The sequence below is a fragment of the Streptomyces sp. NPDC015139 genome, assembly GCF_043079785.1.
GTDB classification, from domain to species: Bacteria; Actinomycetota; Actinomycetes; order Streptomycetales; family Streptomycetaceae; genus Streptomyces; species Streptomyces albidocamelliae.
In genome coordinates this window covers 299,994-317,081 of record NZ_JBIBUW010000003.1, presented here as the reverse complement: position 1 = coordinate 317,081, position 17,088 = coordinate 299,994, and the positions used below count along the sequence as shown (strand labels likewise).

Genomic DNA, 17,088 nt, shown 5'->3' with positions numbered 1-17,088 from the left:
TCGTACGAAAGTGCGGCGGGCCCCTACGCGCGCGTAGCGTCGCTCTGCGTGGAAAGTGACAGGCCGAAGCCTCTTACGCAGCGGCCGGTCGCGGCTTACTCTGATCCCTGCTCGATAGTTACTCGCGAGTTAAACAACAGCTCGAAACCCCACCGTGAGTTAACCCAGCCGCACCGAGTCAGCCGCACCGTCGCGGGCCCCCGGAGGATGTCGTGAGCGACACACAGACCCTGATCGAGAACCGTCCGCCGTCCGTGGCGGCCCTCTTCCTGGAGCGCGTCGCGGCCACACCGGACGCCGAGGCCTACCGGTACCCGGTGCCGCCGGCCTCCGGACAGGGACCCGACGAGTGGAGGTCGCTCAGCTGGGCCCAGGCGTCCGAGCGCGTGTACGCGATCGCGGCCGGGCTCATCGAACTGGGCGTGCAGCCCGAGCAGCGGGTGGCGCTCGCCTCCTCCACCCGGGTGGAGTGGATCCTCGCCGACCTCGGCATCATGTGCGCCGGCGGCGCCACGACCACGATCTACCCGCAGACCAACGCCGACGAGTCGGCGTTCATCCTCTCCGACTCCGAGAGCCGGGTGCTGATCGCCGAGGACGCCGCCCAGGTCGCCAAGGCGGTCGAGAAGCGCGCCGAGCTGCCCGAGCTGGCGAAGGTCGTCGTCGTCGACCCGGCCGGTGTCGAGACGGACGACTTTGTGATCACCCTCGACGAGCTGGAGCGGCGCGGCGCCGCGTACCTGGAGAAGCAGCCGCAGCTGATCAAGGAGCGGGTCGGCGCGATCACCAGGGAGCAGCTCGCCACCCTCATCTACACCTCCGGTACCACCGGCCGCCCCAAGGGCGTGCGCCTGCCGCACGACAACTGGGCCTACATGGCGAAGGCGATCGCGTCGACCGGCCTGGTCACCCTGGACGACGTGCAGTACCTGTGGCTGCCGCTCGCCCACGTCTTCGGCAAGGTGCTCACCTCCGGGCAGATCGAGGTCGGGCACGTGACCGCCGTGGACGGCCGCGTCGACAAGATCATCGAGAACCTGCCGGTGGTGCAGCCGACGTACATGGCGGCCGTGCCCCGCATCTTCGAGAAGGTCTACAACGGCGTCGCCGCCAAGGCCCGGGAGGGCGGAGCGGCCAAGTACAAGATCTTCCAGTGGGCCGCCGAGGTCTCGCGCGAGTACGCCAAGGTCACCCAGGACAACTTCCGCCGCACCGGCACCGCCTCGGCACCCTTCGGGCTCGCCGCCAAGCACAAGGTCGCCGACACCCTCGTCTACGCCAAGCTCCGCGAGGCCTTCGGCGGCCGGCTGCGCGCCTGCGTCTCCGGCGCCTCCGCGCTCGCCCCGGAGATCGGCTACTTCTTCGCCGGCGCCGGCATCCACATCCTGGAGGGCTACGGCCTCACCGAGTCCTCCGCGGCCTCCTTCGTCAACCCCGGCGAGGCCTACCGCACCGGCACCGTCGGCAAGCCGCTGCCCGGCACCGAGGTCCGCATCGCCGACGACGGCGAGATCCTGCTGCGCGGCCCCGGCATCATGGAGGGCTACCACGGGCTGCCCGAGAAGACCGCCGAGGTGCTGGAGTCCGACGGCTGGTTCCACACCGGTGACATCGGCGAGCTGTCGCCCGACGGCTACCTGCGGATCACCGACCGCAAGAAGGACCTCATCAAGACCTCCGGCGGCAAGTACGTGGCGCCGGCCGAGGTCGAGGGCCAGTTCAAGGGCGTGTGCCCGTACGTCTCCAACATCCTCGTGCACGGCGCCGACCGGAACTACTGCACCGCCCTGATCGCCCTGGACGAGCTCGCGATCCAGGACTGGGCGAAGGAGAACGGACTGGCCGGCAGGTCGTACGCGGAGATCGTCGCGGCGCCGCAGACCGTCGACATGGTCGACGGCTACGTCCAGGAGCTCAACGCGGGTCTCCAGCGCTGGCAGACCATCAAGAAGTTCCGTCTGCTGCCCCGCGACCTCGACGTGGAGCACGGCGAGATCACGCCGAGCCTGAAGCTCAAGCGGCCGGTGGTGGAGCGCGAGTACAAGCACCTCATCGACGGCATGTACGCGGGCACCCGCGAGGGCTGAGCGGCCGCCCCGGCCCCGGGAGGACCCCGTCCTCCCGGGGCCGGGGCGCGCCCGGAACATCCGCATTACCCGTTGGCGGCGCCGGGCGGAAGCCCTGCCCGGGGGTTGCTCGAACCCGGTCGGATTTCCGACCGTCTTCGCACACTCACGTAGCACAGTTCTCACCCGTGACGGTCCACTTCGGTCACTGACCGCTTATGCGTGCCGCCGTTGTGTCACCCTGAGCCGCATGGACATGGCGGCCATACCCGCGCAGCGGGAGAGCGAGGCCCCGCACCGTGAGGTCCGGGGCCGGACCACGCTGCCCGGGAGCCCCCTCGCGCCGGGGTCGGCCCGCGGACTGGTGCGGGCCGCGCTGGCCGAGGTGCCCGGGGTGTCCGCCCGGCTCGCCGACGACGCCATGGCCGTCGTCAGCGAGCTCGTCACCAACGCCGTCGTGCACGCCGGCACCGACGTGGAGGTCGACTGGCGGCTGGAGGAGACCGGCGCGTTCGTCGTGGAGGTGCGCGACCGGCACCCCTCCCGCGCCCCGCGCGACCCCCTCGGCCGGGAGGTGCCCCACGACGCCGCCGAGCACGGCCGCGGGCTGCGGCTGGTCGCCACCCTCGCCGAGTCCTGGGGCGTCACCTACCGCAAGGGCGCCAAGACGGTCTGGGCGCGGCTTCCCCCCGGCGGCAGCGAGGCGACGGACGGCCCCGCGTCCGGCCCGGCCCTGGACGTCGCCGAGGACCTCGCCCCGGGGCCGCCCCGCACCGGCGGCGACCGGGACTGGCTCGGCCGGGGCGCGCTGTCCTTCCTCGCCGAGGCCTCCGATCTGCTCGCCGGACAGCTGGACGAGAACCTGGTCGCCGCCCTCACCGGCCAGCTGATCGTGCCCCGGCTCGCCGACTGGTGCGCGATCTGGCTGGAGGACGAGGCCTCCGTGCGCGGCGGCACCGGCGGCGGCCCGGCACGGGTCTGGCACGCCAGCGAGGCCCGCATCGAAGAGCTGCGGTGCGTCCTGGAGAAGGATCCGCCGTGCCCCCGGGACGGGCTGCGCTCCGGCCCGGAGCCCTACCCCTGGCCCGGTGTCGCGCTCGGCCCGCGGGGCGCCGACGGCACGGCGCTCGCGTACCGGCTGATCGCGGGCGGCCGGCCGCTCGGCACGCTGGTCATCGGCCGCTGCGGACCGGCCCGGTTCCCCGACGAGGTCACCGGGCTCGTGGAGGACCTGAGCAGGCGGGTCGCCCTCGCCGTCGGCGCGGCCCGCCAGTACGCCCGCCAGGCCACGATCAGCGCCGTCCTCCAGCGCGGCCTGCTGCCCGGCGCGGTCGCCGAGATCCCCGGTGTGCGCAGCGCGCTCGTGTACGAGCCGTGCGACAAGGGCGGCCCGAGCGGGGACTTCTACGACCTCTTCCCGGCCGGCGACGGCCGCTGGTGCTTCGCCGTCGGCGACGTCCAGGGCAAGGGCCCCGAGGCCGCCGTGGTGATCGGTCTCGCCCGCCCCTGGCTCCGGCTCCTGGCCCGCGAGGGCTACCGCGTCGCCGACGTCCTCGACCGCCTCAACCAGCTCCTCCTCGACGACGCCACCGAGGCCGCCGACGCCGCGGCCCGCGCCCTGGTCGCCGCCGGCGGCCGGCCCGTGGTGCCCGGCGACGGCCCGCAGACCCGCTTCCTGTCCCTGCTCTACGGCGAACTGACACCGCACGAGGGCGGGGTCCGCTGCACCCTCGCCTCCGCCGGGCACCCGCTGCCGCTCGTCCTCGGCCCGGACGGCGGCGTGCGCTCCGTCGCCCGGCCGCAGACCCTGCTCGGCGTGGTCGAGGACGAGACGTACACCAGCGACACCGTCGACCTGCGGCCCGGCGACAGTCTGCTGTGCGTCACCGACGGGGTGACCGAGCGCCGCTCCGGCTCCCGCCAGTTCGACGACGACGACGGCCTCGCCCGTGCCCTGTCCGGCTGCGCCGGGCTCGGCGCCGACCTGATCGCGGAAAGGATCCGCCACCTGGTCCACGACTTCGGCGGCGGCCTCCCCGAGGACGATCTGGCCCTGCTGGTGCTCCAGGCGGAGTGACGCCCGCGGTGCTGTTCAATGGAAGGCATGCCTTCCGCACTCCCCGACGGCGAGCCCGTCCCCGACGACGGCGCGCTGCCCGCACCCGCGCTCGCCGGCGCCGCCGAGCGGCCCCTCGGGTTCTATCTGCACGTCCCGTACTGCGCGACCCGCTGCGGCTACTGCGACTTCAACACCTACACCGCGACCGAGCTGCGGGGCACCGGCGGTGTGCTCGCCTCCCGCGACAACTACGCGGACACCCTGATCGACGAGATCCGCCTCGCCCGGAAGGTCCTCGGCGACGACCCGCGCGAGGTCCGCACGGTCTTCGTCGGCGGCGGCACGCCCACGCTGCTGGCCGCCGGCGACCTGGTCCGCATGCTGGCCGCCGTCCGCACCGAGTTCGGCCTGGCGCCGGACGCGGAGATCACCACGGAGGCCAACCCGGAGTCGGTGGACCCCGCGTACCTGGCCACCCTCCGCGAGGGCGGCTTCAACCGCGTCTCCTTCGGCATGCAGAGCGCGCGGCAGCACGTACTGCGGATCCTCGACCGGACCCACACCCCGGGCCGCCCCGAGCGCTGCGTCGCCGAGGCACGGGCGGCGGGCTTCGAGCACGTCAACCTCGACCTGATCTACGGCACCCCGGGGGAGAGCGACGACGACTGGCGGGCCTCGCTGGACGCCGCGATCGGTGCCGGACCGGACCACGTCAGCGCGTACGCGCTCATCGTCGAGGAGGGCACCCAGCTCGCCCGGCGCATCCGCCGGGGCGAGATCCCGATGACGGACGACGACGCCCACGCCGACCGCTACCTGATCGCGGACGAGACCCTGTCGGCGGCGGGCTTCGGGTGGTACGAGGTCTCCAACTGGGCGACCTCGCGGGCGGGCCGGTGCCTGCACAACGAGCTGTACTGGCGGGGCGCCGACTGGTGGGGCGCGGGCCCGGGCGCCCACAGCCACGTCGGCGGAGTGCGCTGGTGGAACGTGAAGCACCCGGGCGCGTACGCGGCGGCGCTCGCGTCGGGGCGGTCGCCGGGCGCCGGGCGTGAGGTGCTGTCGGACGAGGACCGCCGGGTCGAGCGGATCCTGCTGGAGCTGAGGCTCAGCGAGGGCGCGCCGCTGGACCTGCTGAAGGAGGCGGGCCTCGCGGCCTCCCGCCGCGCCCTGTCGGACGGCCTGCTCGAGGCGGGGCCGTACGACGAGGGGCGCGCGGTGCTCACGCTGCGCGGGCGGCTGCTGGCCGACGCGGTGGTGCGGGACCTGGTCGACTGAGCCCGCCGGCCGTCACTCCGGCGCCGTGACGAAGTCGATCAGTTCCTCCACGCGGCCCAGCAGCTCAGGCTCCAGGTCCTTGTAGGACCGCACCCGGGACAGGATCGACTGCCAGGCCGCGCCCGTGTTCTCCGGCCAGCCCAGGGCCCGGCACACGCCCGTCTTCCAGTCCTGGCCGCGCGGTACCGTCGGCCAGGCCGCGATCCCCAGGGACGACGGCTTCACCGCCTGCCAGATGTCGATGTACGGGTGGCCGACCACCAGCGCGTGTCCGCTCGTCACCGACTCGGCGATGCGCCACTCCTTCGTGCCCGGCACCAGGTGGTCCACGAGCACGCCCAGCCGCGCGTCCGGGCCCGGCGCGAACTCGGCCACGATCGACGGCAGGTCGTCGACGCCCTCCAGGTACTCCACGACCACGCCCTCGATGCGCAGGTCGTCGCCCCAGACCCGCTCGACCAGCTCGGCGTCGTGCCGGCCCTCGACGTAGATACGGCCGGCGCGGGCCACGCGCGCGCGTGCGCCGGGCACGGCGACCGAGCCGGAGGCGGTGCGGGTGGGCCGTACCGGGCCCGCGGCGGGCCGCACCAGGGTGACCACCCCGCCGTCCAGCAGGAAGCCGCGCGGCTCCAGCGGGAACACCCGGTGCTTGCCGAAGCGGTCCTCCAGGGTCACCGTGCCGGCCTCGCAGCGGATCACCGCCCCGCAGAACCCGGTACCGGCCTCCTCGACCACCAGGCCGGGGTCGGCCGCGACCTCCGGAGCCGGCTTCGGCTTCTTCCACGGCGGGGTCAGGTCGGTCGAGTACTGGCGCATTCGGATGACGATAGGAGAAGCCGTGGGCGGGTGCTCACGACACGCCGAATCGCGTGGCCAGGGCGTCGCGTTGACGTCGTACGAAGCCCGCGTCGACCACCGCTCCGTGACCGGGCACGTACAGCGCGTCCTCGCCGCCGAGCGCCAGCAGCCGGTCGAGCGCGGCCGGCCAGCGCGAGGTGACGGCGTCCGGGCCCGCCTGGGGCTCGCCGGACTCCTCGACCAGATCGCCGCAGAACACCACCTCCGGCCCGCCGGACACGCTCGCCGGGACCAGGACCGCCAGGTCGTGCGCGGTGTGCCCGGGGCCCACGTTGGCCAGCAGCGCCTGCCGGCCCTCGCCGAGGTCCAGGGTCCACTCGCCGGAGACCAGGTGCCGGGGCGGGGCCAGCGCGTCGACCGCCTCGTCCGCGTCCGCCACCGCCAGACCGTTGCGGACCGCGTCCAGGCGCAGCTCCTCGCGCTCGTGGGTGAACACCGCGTCGACGCCGACCGCCGCGTACACCCCGGCCCCGGCGAACGCGGCCGCCCCGAAGACGTGGTCGAAGTGGGGATGGGTGAGCGCGAGATGGGTCACACGTCCGCCGGACAGCTCCTGGGCCGCGGAGCGCAGCCGCGCCCCCTCGGCGAGGCTGGAACCGGCGTCCACCATCAGCGCCGTGCTCCCGCTCAGCACCAGGCCCACCGTGCAGTCCCAGCCGGGCAGCCGGCACCGTCCGACACCGGCGGCCAGTCGTTCCCATCCCAGGTCTTCCCAAGTCACCGTCATACCGCGACGCTAACGTCACGAGCCGGTACGGACCGGACCGACCTTGCCCGGTCAGTACCCCACGGCCGTACACTGGGCCGGGGAATGCTGGCACTCGCACGGGAAGAGTGCCAGGCGGACGACCCGAAGGGCCGAGGGGACGACGTGCAGGAGGTGCGCGCGAATGCTGAGTGAACGCAGGCTTCAGGTGCTGCGCGCCATCGTCCAGGACTACGTGGGCACCGAGGAGCCGGTGGGTTCCAAGGCGCTCACCGAGCGGCACAGCCTCGGCGTCTCCCCGGCCACCGTCCGCAACGACATGGCGGCCCTGGAGGACGAGGGGTACATCGCGCAGCCGCACACCAGTGCCGGGCGCATCCCCACCGACAAGGGCTACCGGCTGTTCGTGGACAAGCTCGCGGGCGTGAAGCCGATGACCGGGCCCGAGCGGCGGGCGATCCAGAACTTCCTGGAGGGCGCCGTCGACCTCGACGACGTCGTCGCGCGGACGGTGCGGCTGCTGGCGCAGCTGACCCGGCAGGTCGCGGTCGTGCAGTACCCCTCGCTGACCCGGTCCACCGTCCGGCACGTGGAGCTGCTCTCGCTCGCCCCCGCGCGCGTGATGCTCGTGCTGATCACGGACACCGGCCGGGTCGAGCAGCGGATGGTCGACTGCCCGGCGCCGTTCGGCGAGGCCTCACTGGCGGATCTGCGGGCGCGGCTGAACAGCCGGGTCGCCGGCCGCCGGTTCACGGACGTGCCGCGACTGGTCGAGGACCTCCCGGAGGGCTTCGACGTCGACGATCGCGGTACGGTCTCCACGGTGCTCTCCACCCTTCTGGAGACACTGGTCGAGGAGAACGAGGAGCGGTTGATGATCGGCGGTACCGCCAATCTCACCCGCTTCGGGCACGACTTCCCCCTCGTGATCCGGCCCGTCCTGGAGGCACTGGAGGAGCAGGTCGTGCTCCTCAAGCTCCTGGGCGAGGCGAAGGACCCCGGCGTGACCGTGCGCATCGGCCACGAGAACGCCCATGAAGGACTCAACTCCACGTCCGTCGTGTCGGTCGGCTACGGTTCGGGCGGCGAGGCGGTTGCCAAGCTCGGCGTGGTCGGACCGACCCGCATGGACTACCCGGGAACGATGGGAGCGGTACGCGCAGTGGCACGGTACGTCGGACAGATCCTGGCGGAGTCGTAAGTGGCCACGGACTACTACGCCGTTCTCGGCGTGCGCCGCGACGCGTCGCAGGATGAGATCAAGAAGGCGTTCCGTCGGCTCGCGCGCGAGCTGCACCCGGACGTCAACCCGGATCCGAAGACCCAGGAGCGGTTCAAGGAGATCAACGCCGCCTACGAGGTGCTGTCGGACCCGCAGAAGAAGCAGGTCTACGACCTCGGCGGCGACCCGCTCTCCCAGTCGGGCGGCGCGGGTGCGGGCGGCTTCGGGGCCGGCGGCTTCGGCAACTTCTCGGACATCATGGACGCGTTCTTCGGTACGGCGTCGCAGCGCGGGCCGCGCTCGCGCACCCGGCGCGGCCAGGACGCGATGATCCGGATCGACGTCGAGCTGGACGAGGCGGCCTTCGGCACGACCAAGGACATCCAGGTCGACACCGCGGTCGTCTGCAACACCTGCAACGGCGAGGGCGCGGCCCCCGGCACGTCCGCCCAGACGTGTGACATGTGCCGCGGCCGGGGCGAGGTCTCCCAGGTCACCCGGTCCTTCCTGGGCCAGGTCATGACCTCCCGTCCCTGCCCCCAGTGCCAGGGCTTCGGCACGGTCGTGCCGACCCCGTGCCCGGAGTGCGCCGGTGACGGCAGGGTCCGCTCGCGCCGCACGCTGACCGTCAAGATCCCGGCCGGTGTCGACAACGGCACCCGCATCCAGCTCGCGGGCGAGGGCGAGGTCGGCCCGGGCGGCGGTCCGGCCGGTGACCTGTACGTCGAGATCCACGAGCTGCCGCACTCGACGTTCCAGCGGCGCGGCGACGACCTGCACTGCACGGTCACGATCCCGATGACCGCGGCGGCCCTCGGCACCAAGGTGCCGCTGGAGACCCTGGACGGCATGGAGGAGGTCGACATCCGGCCCGGCACCCAGTCCGGCCAGTCGATCCCGCTGCACAACCGGGGCGTCACGCATCTGCGCGGCGGCGGCCGGGGCGACCTGATCGTGCACGTCGAGGTCACGACCCCGACCAAGCTCGACCCCGAGCAGGAACGGCTCCTGCGGGAGCTGGCCAAGCTCCGCGGCGAGGAACGCCCCACGGGCCAGTTCCAGCCGGGTCAGCAGGGGTTGTTCTCCCGGTTGAAGGACGCCTTCAACGGGCGCTGACGCCGTGCGCCGCGGGAGTGGCCGGAAGCCCGGGGGGTGACCCCCGGGCAGGCGCGGCCGGCCCGGGCCGGCAGGGGCTGTTCTCGCGGTCGAAGGACGCCTTCGACGGGCGCCGAGGCGGGCCGTACGGGGTGCTCCGGCGCCCCTATGCCGGTGGCCTATGCCGCGGGAAGCCCGGATTCGGACTTGTTCGGGGGACGTGACAACATGCGCTCATGTCCTCCGCGCTGACCGATCTCTTCCCCCACCCGATCGTGCAGGCCCCCATGGCGGGCGGCGGTTCCGTCCCGCAGCTCGCCGCTGCCGTATCCGAGGCCGGCGGCCTCGGGTTCCTCGCCGCCGGGTACAAGACGGCCGACGGCATGTACCAGGAGATCAAGCAGCTGCGGGGGCTCACGAGCCGCCCCTTCGGCGTGAACGTGTTCATGCCCCAGTCCGAGTACGCCGAGTCCGGCGCCGTGGAGGTCTACGCCCACCAGCTGGCCGGGGAGGCCGCCTGGTACGAGACCGAGCTGGGCGACCCGGACAGCGGACGGGACGACGGCTACGAGGTCAAGCTCGCCGTGCTCCTGGACAACCCGGTGCCGGTGGTGTCCTTCCACTTCGGCGTGCCGAGCCGTGAGGCGCTCGACGCGCTGCGCCGGGCCGGCACCCTCACCCTGGTCACCGCCACCACCGCCGAGGAGGCCCGCGCGGTCGAACGAGCCGGGGCGGACGCGGTGATCGCACAGGGCGTCGAGGCGGGCGGCCACCAGGGCACCCACCGGGACATCCCGGAGAACGACGGGTCCGGCATCGGGCTGCTGTCGCTGATCGCGCAGATCCGTGAGGCCGTGCGCATCCCGGTCGTCGCCGCGGGCGGCATCATGCGCGGCGGCCAGATAGCCGCCGTCCTCGCGGCGGGCGCCGACGCGGCCCAGCTCGGCACCGCCTTCCTCGCCACCCCCGAGTCGGGCGCCCCCGCGCCGCACAAGCAGGCACTCACCGACCCGCTGTTCGCGCGCACCGAACTGACCCGCGCCTTCTCCGGCCGGCCCGCGCGCGGACTGGTCAACCGCTTCGTACGCGAGCACGGCCCCTACGCCCCCGCCGCCTACCCCGAGATCCACCACCTCACCGCCCCGCTGCGCAAGGCCGCCGCCAAGGCCGCGGACGCGCAGGGCATGGCGCTGTGGGCGGGCCAGGGCCACCGGCTGGCCCGGGAGCTGCCCGCCGGGCGGCTGGTGGAGGTGCTGGCCGCCGAACTCGCCGAGGCCAGGACAGCGTTGTCGAACCTGCCCGGAACCGGAGGTGAGCGGCGATGACCGCACCCGTCTTCGTGGTGGACCGACTCGAGGGGGTCGGCCCGGAGTTCGTGCTCGACGGCCCCGAGGGCCGGCACGCGGTGTCGGTGAAGCGGCTGCGGCCGGGCGAGGACGTGGTCCTCACCGACGGGTGCGGCCACTGGGCCGAGGGCGTCGTCAAGGCGGCCGAGGGCAAGGACCGGCTGGTCGTCGCCGACCTGGCGCCCGTCCACGAGGAACCCCCGGCCGCCCCGCGGATCACCGTCGTCCAGGCCCTGCCCAAGGGTGACCGGGGCGAACTCGCCGTGGAGACCATGACCGAGGTCGGCGTCGACGCGATCGTGCCCTGGCAGGCGTCCCGCTGCATCACCCAGTGGAAGGGCGACCGGGGCCTGAAGGCCCTCGGCAAGTGGCGGGCCACGGCCCGGGAGGCCGGCAAGCAGTCCCGCCGGGTCCGCTTCCCCGAGGTCGCGGACGCGGCGACGACCCGGCAGGTCGGCGCGCTGCTGGCCGGCGCGGACTTCGCGGCCGTCCTGCACGAGAGCGGCGACGAACGCCTGGCCACCGCCGAACTGCCGGCCGCCGGTGAGATCATGCTGGTCGTCGGGCCCGAAGGTGGCGTCTCCCCCGAGGAGTTGGCGTTGTTCGCGGAGGCGGGCGCCAGGCCCTACGTGCTCGGCCCCACCGTGCTGCGCACATCCACCGCCGGCACCGCCGCCGCGGCCCTCCTGCTGGGCCGCACCGGCCGCTGGTCCTGACACCATCTGGGGGACAATCGTGGAACTCGCCCAAGTCCGGCTCCTGGTGACCGACTTCGCCGCCTGCTACCGCTTCTACGCCGACGTCCTCGGCCTGAAGCCGCAGTCCGGCGCGACCGAGGGCCCGTACGAGAAGTTCAGCGCGCACGCCGGCTCCGCCGGGCTCGCCCTGCAGGACCGGGTGATGATGGCCGAGGTCCTCGACGAGCTGAACGGGACCGTCACCGGCCACCGCTCGCTGGTCGTGCTGCGGGTGGACGACCTCGACGCCTACTGCGCGGAGATCACCTCCCGGGGCGCCGTCCTGATCCACGGCCCGGCCCCCATGACCGACCGGATGCGTGTGGCTCACCTCAAGGATCCCGAGGGCAATCTGGTCGAACTCCAGGAGTGGCTGCTGCTGCTCGGCTGACCGGGCGTCGGGTGGGCGAAGTCCCCTGCCCCGGGGGGCGCGTGGGCCGCTTCCCCGAACGGGTGAGTGGCCGTATGCGCCCTTCCGTCCCGGCCGCACCGGTGGCACCCTGCCCTTCATGGGGGCTTCGAGACGGATCCGGGCCGGGACGCGCGGGACGCGGACGTGGGCCGTCGCGGGACTGGCCGTGCTGGCCGGCGGCGCCATGGTGGCGTGCCAGGGCGATCTCAGCACCGCGACCGTCGCCTACACCACCGACACCACGGCGACGGCCCGGCTGAAACACGAGCACGTGGACGTCAGCTGGCTGACCTGCACCGGCAGCTACGGCGACGGCGGCGGTACGGCGGCCGGGACGCCCTCGCCGTCCGAGACCACCGTCGTCTCCGTCGACTGCCGGGGCGAGACCGAGGACCGGCGGAAGATCACCGTCACCGGCAAGGTCACCAAGGCCGTCGACGGCGCCTGCGTGCGCGGCGACCTGACGGCCAGGGTCGGCGGCAGACAGGTCTTCCACGTCGACGGGCTCGGCGACTGCGACGCCACGCCCGGGCCGACGTTCCGCCCGCCCACCGGAGGGGGGCGGCCGACCGTGACGGTCACCGTCACCCGGACCCTGTGGTGCAAGGGCGACCCCACCTGCTGGCCCGTCGAGGGCAAGTGATCGAAAGGGGAGCGGCGCGCACCGGCCGCTGCGTACAGTGACGGGGTGACTCAGGGTGCTTCGACGGGAACCACGGAAACCTCCGCCTATCTCCGATTCCCCCATGTCCGGGGCGACTTGGTGGCATTCGTCGCCGAGGACGACGTCTGGCTGGCGCCCCTGGACGGTGGCCGCGCCTGGCGGGTCAGCGCCGACAACAGGCCGGTGGCCAGACCCCGGATCTCACCGGACGGGCGCCTCCTCGCCTGGACCTCCACCCGGGACGGCGCCCCCGAGGTGCACGTCGCCCCCGTCGACGGGGGCCCCGCCCGGCGGCTGACGTACTGGGGCAACGGCCGTACCGGGGTGCGCGGCTGGACCGCCGACGGACGCGTCCTCGCGCTCGGCGCGCAGGGCCGGCCCAGCTTCCGCCAGACCTGGGCGCACGCCGTACCGCTGGACGGCGGCCCCGCCGAGACCCTGCCGTACGGGCCCGTCGGCGACCTGGCGTTCGGGCCGGCCACGGTGCTGCTGTCCGTGCCGATGGGGCGCGAGGCCGCCTACTGGAAGCGCTACCGGGGCGGCACGGCCGGCAAGCTGTGGATCGACCGGGCCGCCGACGGCGAGGGCACCGGCGACTTCGTCCGGCTGCACGAGGACGTCGACGGGAACATCGAGTGCCCGGTGTGGGTGGGGGACCGGATCGCGTTCCTCTCCGACCACGAGGGCACGGGCGCCCTGTACTCCTCCCTCGCCGACGGCTCCGACCTGCGTCGGCACACCCCCCTCGGCGGCTTCTACGCCCGCCACGCGGCCGGCGACGGCGACCGGGTCGTCTACAGCAGCGCCGGTGAACTGTGGCTGCTGGACGACCTGGAGGGCGCCGAGCCGCGCCGGCTGGACGTACGGCTCGGCGGCCCCCGGGTGGACCTGCGGCCCCGCCCGGTGAACGCCTCCCAGTGGTTCGGCGAGGCGTCCCCGGACCACACCGCGCGCGGCAGCGCCGTGTGCGTGCGCGGCGGTGTCCACTGGGTCACCCACCGCTCGGGCCCGGCCCGCGCCCTCGCCGCCACCCCCGGCGTCCGCGCCCGCCTGCCCCGCGCCTTCCGCGCCGACGGCGAGGAGTGGGCGGTGTGGGTGACGGACGCCGAGGGCGACGACGCCCTGGAGTTCGCGCCGGCGACCGGGACCGTGCCCGGTGCCCCGCCCCGCCGGCTCGCCGCCGGGCAGCTCGGCCGGGTCCTGGAGCTGGCCGTGTCGCCCGACGGCAGCCGGGCCGCGGTCGCCGCGCACGACGGGCGGCTGCTGCTCGTCGAGCGGGAGACCGGTGAGGTCCGCGAGGTCGACAGCAGTGACGACGGCGAGGTCTCCGGACTCGCCTTCTCGCCCGACTCCGCCTGGCTCGCCTGGGCCCACCCCGGTCCGCGCCCGCTCTCCCAGCTGCGGCTCGCCCACACCACCGACCTGTCGGTCACCGAGGCGACCCCGCTGCGCTTCCAGGACTACGCGCCCGCCTTCACCCTCGACGGCAAGCACCTCGCCTTCCTCTCCAACCGCGCCTTCGACCCGGTCTACGACGAGCACGTCTTCGACCTCGCGTTCGTGGTGGGCGCCCGGCCGCATCTGATCACCCTGGCCGCCACCACCCCGTCCCCGTTCGGGCCGCAGCGCCACGGCCGGCCCTTCGAGACCTCCGACAAGGAGGAGACCGCCGAGGGCGAGGGCACCCCCGCCACCCGCATCGACCCCGAAGGCCTCGCCGACCGGATCGTGCCCTTCCCGGTGGAGGCCGGCCGCTACTCCGGTCTGCGTGCCGCCAAGGACGGCGTCCTCTGGCTGCGCCACCCGGTGCACGGTGTCCTCGGCGCCTCCCGGGCCCACCCCGAGGACCCCGACCCGCACACCGAGCTGGAGCGCTACGACCTCGCCCAGCGGCGCCTGGAGCACCTGGCCTCCGACGCCGACCACTTCGAGGTCAGCGGCGACGGCAAACGCGTCCTGCTGTGGAGCGACGGCCGGCTCCGGGTCGTCCCCGGCGACCGCCGCACCGGCGGCGAGGACGACGGCGACACCAGCGTCACCGTGGACCTCGCCCGCGTCCGGCAGACCCTCGACCCGGCCGCGGAGTGGCGGCAGATGTACGAGGAGACCGGCCGCCTGATGCGCGACCACTTCTGGCGCCCCGACCTCGGGGGTGTCGACTGGGACGGTGTCCTCACCCGCTACCGCCCGCTGCTGGCCCGGCTCGCCACCCACAGCGACCTCATCGACCTGCTGTGGGAGGTGCACGGCGAACTCGGCACCTCGCACGCCTACGTGACTCCGCGCGGCGGCCGCGGCGGCGCCCGGCACGGCCTGCTCGGCGCGGACATCTCCCGCCACGAGGACGGCAGTTGGCGCATCGACCGCATCCTGCCCGCGGAGACCTCCGACCCGGACGCCCGCTCCCCGCTGGCCGCGCCCGGTGTCGCCGTGCGCCCCGGCGACGCGATCATCGCCGTCGCCGGTCACGCCGTCGACCCGGTGACCGGCCCCGGCCCCCTGCTCGTCGGCACGGCCGGCCACCCCGTCGAGCTGACCGTCTCCCCGGCGGGCGGCGGCGAACCGCGCCACACGGTCGTCGTCCCCGTCGCCGACGAGGAGGCCCTGCGCTACCACGCCTGGGTCGCCGACCGCCGCGCCCACGTCCACACCGCCTCCGGGGGCCGGCTCGGCTACCTCCACGTCCCCGACATGCAGGCCCCCGGCTGGGCGCAGATCCACCGCGACCTGCGCGTGGAGGTGACCCGGGAGGGGCTCGTCGTCGACGTCCGCGAGAACCGGGGCGGGCACACCTCCCAGCTCGTGGTGGAGAAGCTCGCCCGCCGGATCATCGGCTGGGACCTGGCGCGGGGCATGCGCCCCACCAGCTACCCGCTCGACGCGCCCCGCGGCCCGGTCGTCGCCGTCGCCAACGAGTTCTCCGGCTCCGACGGCGACATCGTCAACGCGGCCATCAAGGCCCTCGGCATCGGACCGGTCGTCGGCACCCGCACCTGGGGCGGCGTCATCGGTATCGACAGCCGCTACCACCTGGTCGACGGCACCCTCGTCACCCAGCCCAAGTACGCGATCTGGCTGGAGGGCCAGGGCTGGGACGTGGAGAACCACGGCGTCGACCCGGACGTCGAGGCCGTCCAACGCCCCCAGGACTGGGCGGCGCAGCGGGACACCCAACTGGACACGGCCATCACCCTGGCCCTGGAGGCTCTGGAGAACAGTCCCGCGAAGACACCCCCGGGCATGCCCTGAGGGCGCGGGGCGGTGCCGATGTGCGGCTTTGCCGCGTGGGCGCGACAAGCCACCGAAGACCCGCGGCCGAACGACTACCATGCCCCCGTAACCGATCACCGCCGAAAGCGAGCGCAGCGTATGGCTGGGGAACCGCAGGACGACTGCCTGTTCTGCAAGATCGTCGCGGGTCGGATCCCGGCGACGATCGTCCGCGAGACCGAGACGACCGTCGCCTTCCGGGACATAAACCCGCAGGCTCCCACGCACATCCTGGTGATCCCCAAGGCGCACTACGAGAACGCCGCCGCGCTCGCCGCCGGTGCGCCCGGACTCGCGGCCGACGTGCTGCGCGAGACGCAGGCCGTCGCCGACGACGAGAAGCTCGACAGCTACCGCGTCGTCTTCAACACCGGCAGCGGCGCCGGCCAGACCGTCTGGCACGCCCACGCCCACGTCCTCGGCGGCCGTGGTCTGGAATGGCCCCCCGGATAAGCCGTCATGTCCGTCCGTGAACTGGTGGTCCTCGGCACCGCGAGCCAGGTCCCGACCCGGCACCGCAACCACAACGGCTATCTGCTGCGGTGGGACGGCGAGGGCCTCCTCTTCGACCCCGGCGAGGGTACGCAGCGGCAGATGCTGCGCGCCGGGGTCGCCGCCCACGACCTGAACCGGATCTGCGTCACGCACTTCCACGGGGACCACTCCCTGGGTCTCGCCGGGGTCATCCAGCGGATCAACCTCGACCAGGTGCCGCACGAGGTCACCGCGCACTACCCGCGCTCCGGGCAGCGCTTCTTCGACCGCCTGCGCTACTCCACGGCCTACCGGGAGACGGTCGGCATCACCGAGGCACCGGTCGCCGCCGACGGCATCCTCGCGGTGACGCCGTCGTACACCCTGGAGGCCCGCAGGCTGTCCCACCCGGTCGAGTCCTACGGCTACCGCCTGATCGAACCCGACGGCCGCCGCATGCTCCCCGACCGTCTCGCCGCGCACGGGATCAAGGGCCCGGACGTGGGCCGTCTGCAGCGCGAGGGCCGGATCGGCGACGTGACGCTGGAGGACGTCAGCGAGGTGCGGCGGGGGCAGCGGTTCGCGTTCGTCATGGACACCCGGCTGTGCGACGGGGTGCACGCGCTCGCGGAGGGCTGCGACCTGCTCGTCATCGAGTCGACCTTCCTGGACGAGGACACCCCGCTGGCCGTCGAGCACGGGCACCTGACGGCCGGGCAGGCCGCCGCCGTCGCCCGGGACGCGGGCGTCCGGCACCTCGTGCTCACCCATTTCAGCCAGCGCTACACCGAACCGGAGGAGTTCGAGCGGCAGGCGCGGGCGGCCGGCTTCGAGGGCGAGCTGACCGTGGCGCACGACCTGCAACGGGTCGCGGTTCCGAAACGTCGGTGAGCCACCCGTA

14 protein-coding genes are annotated in these 17,088 nt (G+C 73.7%); 12 read left to right on the top strand and 2 right to left on the bottom strand.

The features are described 5' to 3' along the window. Positions 1 to 212 precede the first annotated feature (212 nt). From ACF08B_RS10195 to hemW, 3 genes are all read left to right on the top strand, one after another. Positions 213 to 2,087 (top strand): AMP-dependent synthetase/ligase, encoded by a 1,875-nt coding sequence (locus ACF08B_RS10195; RefSeq protein WP_392316937.1) that lies wholly within the window; start codon positions 213 to 215, stop codon positions 2,085 to 2,087. A 235-nt stretch (positions 2,088 to 2,322) separates the two neighbouring features. Beyond that, positions 2,323 to 4,143 (top strand): SpoIIE family protein phosphatase, encoded by a 1,821-nt coding sequence (locus tag ACF08B_RS10190; RefSeq protein WP_392317280.1) that lies wholly within the window; start codon positions 2,323 to 2,325, stop codon positions 4,141 to 4,143. A 27-nt stretch (positions 4,144 to 4,170) separates the two neighbouring features. Next, positions 4,171 to 5,403, top strand: a complete 1,233-nt coding sequence (gene hemW / locus ACF08B_RS10185; RefSeq protein WP_392316936.1) for a radical SAM family heme chaperone HemW — start codon at positions 4,171 to 4,173, stop codon at positions 5,401 to 5,403. A gap of 12 nt (positions 5,404 to 5,415) precedes the next feature. Here the strand turns inward: hemW and ACF08B_RS10180 are convergent, their stop codons facing one another. Both ACF08B_RS10180 and ACF08B_RS10175 read right to left on the bottom strand, forming a co-directional pair. After that, positions 5,416 to 6,219, bottom strand: coding sequence for a DUF3097 domain-containing protein (locus ACF08B_RS10180; protein WP_392316935.1), 804 nt, complete (start codon positions 6,217 to 6,219; stop codon positions 5,416 to 5,418). Between the two features lie 34 nt (positions 6,220 to 6,253). Further along, the gene (locus ACF08B_RS10175; RefSeq protein ID WP_392316934.1) at positions 6,254 to 6,988 is read right to left on the bottom strand and encodes an MBL fold metallo-hydrolase; all 735 of its coding nucleotides are present in this window, start codon (positions 6,986 to 6,988) and stop codon (positions 6,254 to 6,256) included. Between the two features lie 163 nt (positions 6,989 to 7,151). Between ACF08B_RS10175 and hrcA the strand changes: the two genes are divergently transcribed. From hrcA to ACF08B_RS10130, 9 genes are all read left to right on the top strand, one after another. Then, positions 7,152 to 8,168, top strand: coding sequence for a heat-inducible transcriptional repressor HrcA (gene hrcA / locus ACF08B_RS10170; protein ID WP_093477751.1), 1,017 nt, complete (start codon positions 7,152 to 7,154; stop codon positions 8,166 to 8,168). Further along, positions 8,169 to 9,305, top strand: coding sequence for a molecular chaperone DnaJ (gene dnaJ, locus ACF08B_RS10165; protein WP_392316933.1), 1,137 nt, complete (start codon positions 8,169 to 8,171; stop codon positions 9,303 to 9,305). It begins immediately after the preceding gene. A gap of 215 nt (positions 9,306 to 9,520) precedes the next feature. Then, the gene (locus ACF08B_RS10160) at positions 9,521 to 10,609 is read left to right on the top strand and encodes a nitronate monooxygenase (RefSeq protein WP_392316932.1); all 1,089 of its coding nucleotides are present in this window, start codon (positions 9,521 to 9,523) and stop codon (positions 10,607 to 10,609) included. Further along, on the top strand, positions 10,606 to 11,346 hold the full coding sequence (locus ACF08B_RS10155) for a 16S rRNA (uracil(1498)-N(3))-methyltransferase (RefSeq protein ID WP_093696289.1): 741 nt from the start codon (positions 10,606 to 10,608) through the stop codon (positions 11,344 to 11,346). The genes ACF08B_RS10160 and ACF08B_RS10155 overlap by 4 nt, the downstream gene beginning before the upstream one ends. 19 nt (positions 11,347 to 11,365) lie before the next feature. Continuing rightward, positions 11,366 to 11,758 carry a VOC family protein gene (locus ACF08B_RS10150; RefSeq protein ID WP_392316931.1) on the top strand — a complete coding sequence of 131 codons (393 nt, stop codon included), beginning with the start codon at positions 11,366 to 11,368 and terminating at the stop codon, positions 11,756 to 11,758. Between the two features lie 118 nt (positions 11,759 to 11,876). Next, a complete protein-coding gene (locus ACF08B_RS10145) occupies positions 11,877 to 12,422 on the top strand; it encodes a hypothetical protein (RefSeq protein ID WP_392316930.1) in 546 nt (181 codons plus the stop codon). Between the two features lie 45 nt (positions 12,423 to 12,467). After that, a complete protein-coding gene (locus ACF08B_RS10140; protein ID WP_392316929.1) occupies positions 12,468 to 15,692 on the top strand; it encodes a S41 family peptidase in 3,225 nt (1,074 codons plus the stop codon). A 120-nt stretch (positions 15,693 to 15,812) separates the two neighbouring features. Beyond that, on the top strand, positions 15,813 to 16,166 hold the full coding sequence (locus ACF08B_RS10135; protein ID WP_392316928.1) for a histidine triad nucleotide-binding protein: 354 nt from the start codon (positions 15,813 to 15,815) through the stop codon (positions 16,164 to 16,166). Between the two features lie 6 nt (positions 16,167 to 16,172). Next, a complete protein-coding gene (locus tag ACF08B_RS10130) occupies positions 16,173 to 17,078 on the top strand; it encodes a ribonuclease Z (RefSeq protein ID WP_392316927.1) in 906 nt (301 codons plus the stop codon). Positions 17,079 to 17,088 lie beyond the last annotated feature (10 nt).